9 protein-coding genes and 3 tRNA genes are annotated in these 7,191 nt (G+C 40.3%); 10 read left to right on the top strand and 2 right to left on the bottom strand.

Going from position 1 to position 7,191, the window contains the following annotated elements:
- Positions 1 to 57: 57 nt before the first annotated feature.
- The 3 genes from NR125_RS07870 (at position 58) to NR125_RS07860 (ending at position 300) form a co-directional block, all read left to right on the top strand.
- A tRNA-Cys gene (locus NR125_RS07870) sits at positions 58 to 131 on the top strand.
- 14 nt (positions 132 to 145) lie between these two features.
- Positions 146 to 219 (top strand) — tRNA-Gly (locus NR125_RS07865).
- Positions 220 to 223: 4 nt separating this feature from the next.
- Positions 224 to 300, top strand: a tRNA-Ile gene (locus tag NR125_RS07860).
- A gap of 223 nt (positions 301 to 523) precedes the next feature.
- Here the strand turns inward: NR125_RS07860 and NR125_RS07855 are convergent.
- Positions 524 to 715, bottom strand: a complete 192-nt coding sequence (locus tag NR125_RS07855) for a hypothetical protein (protein ID WP_256814948.1) — start codon at positions 713 to 715, stop codon at positions 524 to 526.
- 286 nt (positions 716 to 1,001) lie between these two features.
- Between NR125_RS07855 and NR125_RS07850 the strand changes: the two genes are divergently transcribed.
- The 7 genes from NR125_RS07850 to NR125_RS07820 all read left to right on the top strand — a co-directional run bounded on the left by NR125_RS07850 (position 1,002) and on the right by NR125_RS07820 (position 6,601).
- Positions 1,002 to 1,142 carry a cytochrome c oxidase subunit 2A gene (locus NR125_RS07850; RefSeq protein ID WP_139266893.1) on the top strand — a complete coding sequence of 47 codons (141 nt, stop codon included), beginning with the start codon at positions 1,002 to 1,004 and terminating at the stop codon, positions 1,140 to 1,142.
- A 12-nt stretch (positions 1,143 to 1,154) separates the two neighbouring features.
- On the top strand, positions 1,155 to 1,619 hold the full coding sequence (locus NR125_RS07845; RefSeq protein WP_009335538.1) for a cytochrome c oxidase subunit II: 465 nt from the start codon (positions 1,155 to 1,157) through the stop codon (positions 1,617 to 1,619).
- Between the two features lie 14 nt (positions 1,620 to 1,633).
- Positions 1,634 to 3,328 carry a cbb3-type cytochrome c oxidase subunit I gene (locus NR125_RS07840; protein ID WP_009335537.1) on the top strand — a complete coding sequence of 565 codons (1,695 nt, stop codon included), beginning with the start codon at positions 1,634 to 1,636 and terminating at the stop codon, positions 3,326 to 3,328.
- 60 nt (positions 3,329 to 3,388) lie between these two features.
- A complete protein-coding gene (locus NR125_RS07835) occupies positions 3,389 to 4,021 on the top strand; it encodes an SCO family protein (protein WP_009335536.1) in 633 nt (210 codons plus the stop codon).
- Positions 4,018 to 4,578, top strand: a complete 561-nt coding sequence (locus tag NR125_RS07830; protein WP_009335535.1) for a hypothetical protein — start codon at positions 4,018 to 4,020, stop codon at positions 4,576 to 4,578. Before NR125_RS07835 ends, NR125_RS07830 begins: the two co-directional genes overlap by 4 nt.
- 133 nt (positions 4,579 to 4,711) lie before the next feature.
- Complete coding sequence (locus NR125_RS07825) at positions 4,712 to 5,500, top strand: DUF2935 domain-containing protein (RefSeq protein ID WP_009335534.1); 789 nt, start codon at positions 4,712 to 4,714, stop codon at positions 5,498 to 5,500.
- Between the two features lie 231 nt (positions 5,501 to 5,731).
- Positions 5,732 to 6,601 carry a cation diffusion facilitator family transporter gene (locus NR125_RS07820; protein WP_009335533.1) on the top strand — a complete coding sequence of 290 codons (870 nt, stop codon included), beginning with the start codon at positions 5,732 to 5,734 and terminating at the stop codon, positions 6,599 to 6,601.
- Between the two features lie 38 nt (positions 6,602 to 6,639).
- Here the strand turns inward: NR125_RS07820 and NR125_RS07815 are convergent, their stop codons facing one another.
- Complete coding sequence (locus tag NR125_RS07815; RefSeq protein WP_019381135.1) at positions 6,640 to 7,059, bottom strand: hypothetical protein; 420 nt, start codon at positions 7,057 to 7,059, stop codon at positions 6,640 to 6,642.
- Positions 7,060 to 7,191 lie beyond the last annotated feature (132 nt).

The raw sequence follows: 7,191 nt of genomic DNA, 5'->3' as shown, positions 1-7,191 counted from the left end.
CCGGACTTTGACTCCGTCACTCGCAGGTTCGAATCCTGCTAGCCCAGCCATTTTTAAGGCAGCATAGCCAAGTGGTAAGGCAGAGGTCTGCAAAACCTCCATCCCCGGTTCAAATCCGGGTGTTGCCTCCAAACCATAATCATATGCGGGTGTAGTTTAGTGGTAAAACCTCAGCCTTCCAAGCTGATGATGAGGGTTCGATTCCCTTCACCCGCTCCAACATGGGCCTATAGCTCAGCTGGTTAGAGCGCACGCCTGATAAGCGTGAGGTCGATGGTTCGAGTCCATTTAGGCCCACCATTATACATACCATTTTCAAACTAATTCCAATAGGAGTTAGTTTTTTTGTATTGGAGAAATATAAAACGGTTATTGGACCGATTTATATTTCTATGGTAAAATCCCGTCCCTTGAGGTATTTGGTAATTATACTAATACATATGGAGTTTATCCATACTGTGTTTTTTCACCTTTTCTCTACGATATTCAATCTCTCGTTAGTTTAGTATCGGCCGCCTGATTTTCATTCTGTTTTATCTTCCAACTCTTTTCCTCTATTATTCAGTTCCTTAACTTTATCATCTGAAAATATTTCAAGAACGCTCCAGCTGTTAATGAAAAAGCCAAAATTACAAAACATCCAAAATATCCCCCAGTTTTCCTTAAATTTTATTAACCTGCCGATTAGTTTAAGACGATAGTTTACATACTTCATCAAAATTCTAACTTAAAATCTCAAATCCTTATGTTCTTTACATTAATCTTTTAAAGCTTGAGATTCATTACAAATCAGGTGAATTAACTTTTTGTGAATTATTTGTGAATCGTTATGCTTGCCAGTACAAAATTCATTGGAAGAAAGCCTTGATATTACTGTGTTTTTGTTAGTATTTCAGCATTTTTGCCTGCGAAGATATATGAAAAAAGTGTGATTCATTTCACTTTTATGAAAACCCTTCTCAACTATGATGTAGGTAACAAAGCTAAGGAGCTGATGGAAGGTGGAAACGCGAAAGGTGGTCCAGAGCAGTTCAAAGGAACATAACTCTCTAAGGGGTACGTTCTTTTCAGTTACAGTTGTGGGGCTTGGGATCTTTGTTACTTATTTAATTGTGTATGGCCTGTACATGGCCAGATTATAGGGGGGATATAAAATGATGCATCGGTCGGAGAAGGTATGGCTGATATTAAGCTTTGGAATGATTATTGGATTCATGCTGATTACGGGCTATCAGACATTCGCCCTGGAGATGGGGCCGCCAAGCTATGGAGAGCGAATTGATCCTCAAAAAGTGGATGAAACAGCGCCGTTCGATAATCCTGGGATTAAGAAGATAGGCGAGAATGAGTATGAAGTAGTTATGATTCTTCAGGTATTCAGCTTTACCCCAAATGAAATTGAAGTGCCTGCAGGATCGACAGTTCATTTTACCATGACATCTAAGGATGTTGTGCATGGCTTTCAAGTCGCTGACACGAACCTAAATGCAATGGTTGTGCCTGGCTATGTACAAAAGATCACACAGAAATTTGATAAGCCAGGTGAATATTTGGTTCTTTGCAATGAGTACTGCGGCGCGGGTCATCAGATGATGAGCACCACCATTACGGTGAAATAAAGGGGGGATAAACAGTGGAAACAGTTATTAAGCAAACAGGAAAAACACAAGCACTTAAGGATAAAGCAAATAAAGTTATGGGAATTAGCCTGGAGGATGCAAAAATAACGAAATCATATTTATCTGTTGCTTTCTTAGCCATCCTGCTTGGCGGAATACTTGGACTATTGCAAGGGCTGAATCGGGCTGGAATGCTGGAATTGCCGGCATGGCTGAACTATTATCAGGTTCTTACAGCTCACGGTCTGCTGCTGGTAGTCGTACTGTCGGCTTTCTTCACAATTGGTTACTTTTATGCTGGATTATCTCATACTCTGGGAGGCCTGCTTCCTAAGGTAAGAAAGATGGCTTGGATCGGCTTCTGGATGAAGATTTTCGGATTTGTCCTAGCTGTGATTCCGATTTTAATGAATGAAGCATCTGTTATGTATACGTTCTATCCGCCAATGGCTGCTTCACCCATTTTCTATATCGGTTTAGTCTTCATTGTATTGGGTGTATGGATGTGCGCCTTTGGTGCCTTTATTAATGTGGCTAGCTGGCGAAAGAGGAATCCCGGCCAGCATATCCCTATTCTTTCTTTCTTTGCAACCGGTGTATTTGTTCTCTTATTCTTTGGAAGCATACCTGTAGCCATCGAAGTTTTTACCATTATCCCTTGGGCTTTTGGATGGGTGGAGACAATAAATGTCATGGTTGCACGCACGCTGTTCTGGGCGTTCGGCCATACGCTGGTAAACATCTGGTATTTAACAGCGGTCTCTGCCTGGTATGTCATAGTGCCGAAGATTATTGGCGGCCGTAGGTGGAATGACCTTTTAACAAGAATTGTGGTTATTGCACTTGTAATTATGAATATTACCGGCGGCTTCCATCATCAGATTATTGATCCTGGTATTTCTGAACCTGTGAAATACATGCACGTGTTTATGAGTTTGGCAATTGGCTTCCCTTCATTAATGACTGCTTATGCTATGTTTGCAGTATTTGAGCGTACAGCGAGAAAAAAAGGCGGAAGAGGTCTTGTCGGCTGGTATAAGAAACTTCCTTGGGGAGATGTTCGATTCCTCGCGCCATTTATCGCGATGGCTGCTTTTATTCCTGCCGGAGCCGGCGGAATAGTACAAAGCACAAACCAATTGAACCAGGTAGTTCATAACACAATGTGGATTGTCGGTCATTTCCACTTAACACTTGGCATGTCTGTGGTCATGACGTTCTTCGGTATCAGCTACTGGCTTATTCCTTATGTATCAAAAAGAATGCTGACACCGCAGATTAATAAACTTGGGGTTATACAAACGATCATATGGACGCTCGGTATGATCATCATGTCCGGTGCGATGCACTGGGTGGGTCTGCTGGGTTCTCCAAGAAGAACTTCCTATTCAACATACTTTGACAATGCAACTGCTTTAAGCTGGGACCCTTATCTGTTCTTCCTGGCTATCGGTGGTACCCTTCTGATGATCGGTGTACTTATGCAGGTATATGCTGTATTCTACCTCATGTTCTTTGCGCCAAAAGGAAACACAGAATTCCCTGTTGCGGAAGTGGAAGAGGATGAAGCGCCAACACCTAGATGGACAGAGCGCTGGGGATTATGGATTGTGTGTATGATTGTCCTTGTCGGCATGGCTTATGTCATTCCATTGGTCGATTTTATTGTCAATGCTCCTCCAGGTTCACCTCCTTATAAAACCTGGTAAGGAAAGAGAGATAGCTCGGATGCAGGGCTGTCTCTTTCTTTTAAAAGGAAGTGATGAATCATGTTTCCAAAAAATAAAACGGCTTTTTCCAGCTTGGCTGTACTGGTGTTTGGCGTGCTCCTTTTTTACATTGGCACAGATGGCTTTCAGGCTTTCACTGCTGAAAAAGCCAGGGTTAATCAGTTAATGGATGAAAAGCCTCAGTTCCCGGATGTAACACTTGAAGATAATAACGGGAGGACCTATTCTTTCACAGAATTTGAAGGGAAGTATGTGTTTATTACCTTTTTATATACTTCATGCGGTACTGTTTGTCCTGAACTGGAGGTTAATATGTCTGAAGTATATAAACGGATTCCAGAAGAGTATATTGGCCATGATATTCAATTCCTGAGCATTAGTTTTGATCCAAAGCGGGATACTCCGGAAACATTGGATACTTACCGCAAGGCTTTTGGCAGTGACGGGGAAACGTGGAGAATGGCGAGGATACCGAAACAGCAGGAGCTTAAATCTTTGCTTGATCGATTTGGTGTCATAGTCATTCCTGATGAATACGGAAATTTTGCCCATAACTCTGCCTTTTATCTGGTGAATCCAAAAGGACACTTAGTTGAAGTCATGGATTACACCTTAATAGAAGCAGCGGCTGAAAGGGTGACGGAGATTCTCGAGAGCGGAGGGAAAGAATGATGAAGTCATCAGTTTACGGATTACTCCTGCTTCTTGGATTGATGCTCCCGCCTGCAGCTGATTTTCTGGAGTCCATCATGATTACCCATATGCATATGCAAATGCCTTTACTGGTGATCTCTGGCATATTCATGGCAAAGTTCTTTCAGAATCGCTTCACGGGATTTTTCTCAAAATGGAATGAAAACGGAGTGCCGGGTATATTGCTGTTTTCAATCATTATGGTGTATTGGTCTCTGCCAAGGACAATGGATGAAGCATTGACGCTTACGAGTGTAGAAGTCTTTAAATTTATCTCCCTTCCATTTTTGGCCGGTGTGCCATTGCGGGACAGCTGGCCAAAGCTAAGTTCATTTTGGAAGCATGCTCTCATTATTTTCTTTACTATCTTATTTTTAGCTCTGGGATGGCTATATATCTGGTCCCCTGTACAGCTTTGCAATAACTATTTGGTCATCGAGCAGATTACGCTGGGCTGGGGCTTTATTTCAACCGCGTTTGCAATGGTTGTATACTTGATTTATAGCTATGTTATGGATTTTTCAAAATATGAGTAAAAGAATGACTGCTGCCGTTCTTGGGAGCAGTTTTTACATTTATCAGCTTGTTTATCAGCTTCAATAAAATAGAATAATGGCAGGAAATCATAAATATATATGAGAAGGAGTGAGTAATTGGGGAGGGGATGACATGGCGGATCCAATAGTCGTTAGATCGCTGGATGAGATTAAATTTTGGTCCAGGATTATGAAAGAACATGCACTATTTTTAAGTTTGGGGTTTACCTATGAACAGAAACAATTAATTGCCGAAGCACAGCAATTTATCGCTCTATTTGAAAGAATCGAGGAAAAGCTGGCCAGATTTACAATCAACTCAGAACTTAGACAGGTTCAAGCATTTAATAACGAGGTTTATCAAGCAGCTGCTGCCATCTGGAGCTATAAGAGGAAAGTGCTGGGGCTGACATTAAGATGCGAAATCCGTTCAAATAATTTTCCTTTATTAATTGACCATATCAGCAGAGAAGCTGCATACTTTGCAAATCGATTAAAAGACCTCAACTCAGGGATACTCGCACCAAAACCGGAAGCCATTATAGAAGAAAATGTCTTCTTTCTAAGGATCATGGCTGACCATGCTAAGTTTATTGGCCATTTACTAGATCCTTCGGAAAGAAAGCTGGTAGAACAGGCAAGAGAGTTTAGCCATGATTTTGACCAATTGGTCTTTCAAGCTGTTGATCTTGACTCTATGCAGCCTGAATCAGAAACGAAACCAATACTTAGCCATTTTTTAAATGAGAATAAAATATCAGTTGCTTCGTTAAGGGACTTTAAGAAAACAGCCAGAGAATTAATAGAGGCATGCCGGATCAAAAGCAATATTCATCCTCTTCTGGCTGACCATACGTTTAGAGAAGCTGAGAGATTTTTGGAAATTATCGATTTGTTTGAGGCGAGTCTTAAGAAGGCATAGTTTTGCTTGGAAGATGGGCTGTTTCTTTCATGCTGTACAAATTCTGTTTCTTCTTTATGCACATTAAGATGATTCAAATCAAGCCAGCCTTTTATGGGGCTGGCTTAAATTTTCACTAGTACAACTTAATTGCACTTTGCTTATTTATTTAATAAAAGACAAAAAGATTGCTCTAGACCCACCCGAATTCCGCTTGGTAATATAATCAAGGGTAAAGTAGGAGGCTGGGGCATGGAAGAGGAAAAGTATCATAACCTTAAGTTAGGCGAGCGTGCTGCTTTTATTAGTATTGCAGCTTATATATGTCTTTCTGTACTAAAATTAACAATTGGATATGTGAGTGACTCTGCTGCTTTGAAAGCGGATGGATTGAATAATACAACAGATATAATTGCTTCAATTGCAGTGCTTATAGGGCTGAGGATTTCTCAGCGTCCGCCGGATAAAAATCATGGGTATGGCCATTGGAAGAGTGAAACCATTGCTTCCATGGTAGCATCCTTCATTATGGCTGCAGTAGGTCTTCAAGTTCTGCTTAATGCTGTTTCATCCATGTTTGATGGGGTTAATGAATCTCCTGATATAATTGCGGCATATACGGGAGTTTTTTCTGGAGCTGCAATGTACTTTGTATACCGATATAATAAAAAATTAGCTATTAAAATTAACAGCAAGGCCGTAATGGCAGCGGCAAAGGACAATATTTCAGACGCATGGGTGAGTATAGGCACTGCCGTCGGAATTTTTGGTTCGCAGCTGAACATGCCTTGGCTTGATCCATTAACAGCCATAGTTGTCGGGTTTTTAATATGCAAAACGGCTTGGGATATTTTTGTACAAGCCTCCCATGAGCTTTCTGATGGATTTGATGAAAAAAAGATTAAGCATTATCAGGATGTCATCAAAAATGTAGACGGGGTAAAAGGCATTAAAGATATTAAAGGCAGAAGCTATGGAAACAATGAAGTGATCGATGTGGTCATTTTGGTTAATTCCAAGCTTGATATTAAGGAAGCCCATGATATTGCGACACATGTGGAGAAAGTGATGATGAGGGATTATGGGGTTTATGATGTTCACGTCCATGTGGAACCGAATTAATAAAGAAATGCGTCTCTTAATGAGGCGCATTTCTTTTTCTAGCTGAACATTTTATCCAATTCCCGTAAATGATCATAGGAATTTACCAGTTGTTCAGGTACTATTTTTCTTCCATAATCCCATGAGTTTTTTTCTATTTCAGACATGAGCTGTTCTTTTTCGTCATCTTCTCCGTACAGTAGCGTTCTTATGTCATGTTTGTTTTTCTTGAAGTCCAGATAATACCCGATTTCATGGAATAGCATTAATTTAACCAGGTTCTCATCTGTTTCTTTAATTTTAAAATTAATTTTTGCAATGTAGCCGTTCACTTTCAGGTAGTTAAATTTAATTGTATTCGTTGAGACATTGTAGCTCATGGGTGCAGTAAGTGTATTGCAGAACTCATAGTTAATATCCAATTGGAACCCATCCAAGGTGTTTTTTATAATCTTTTCGATATCCCATATGTAAAGCACGTTTTCTGTTGAGCTCCTTTCTATTAATAGTTTAAGTTGATTATACAGACATTCATGAAAATCGTGATATGTTTTTCTGAAAAATAGGAACAAGCTACCATGATCTATATTGTTAGAACATATTACCGAGCT

The organism is Cytobacillus sp. Bac17 (genome assembly GCF_024519925.1).
Classification (GTDB): Bacteria; Bacillota; Bacilli; order Bacillales; family Cytobacillaceae; genus Cytobacillus; species Cytobacillus pseudoceanisediminis.
This window is presented reverse-complemented; position numbering and strand designations above follow the sequence as displayed.

Excerpts from the sequence above, each read along its gene's own strand:
- NR125_RS07855 (WP_256814948.1), bottom strand. The coding sequence starts at position 715 with ATGAAGTATGTAAACTATCGTCTTAAACTAATCGGCAGGTTAATAAAA.
- NR125_RS07845 (WP_009335538.1), top strand. The coding sequence starts at position 1,155 with ATGATGCATCGGTCGGAGAAGGTATGGCTGATATTAAGCTTTGGAATG.
- NR125_RS07835 (WP_009335536.1), top strand. The coding sequence starts at position 3,389 with ATGTTTCCAAAAAATAAAACGGCTTTTTCCAGCTTGGCTGTACTGGTG.
- NR125_RS07830 (WP_009335535.1), top strand. The coding sequence starts at position 4,018 with ATGATGAAGTCATCAGTTTACGGATTACTCCTGCTTCTTGGATTGATG.
- NR125_RS07825 (WP_009335534.1), top strand. The coding sequence starts at position 4,712 with ATGGCGGATCCAATAGTCGTTAGATCGCTGGATGAGATTAAATTTTGG.
- NR125_RS07820 (WP_009335533.1), top strand. The coding sequence starts at position 5,732 with ATGGAAGAGGAAAAGTATCATAACCTTAAGTTAGGCGAGCGTGCTGCT.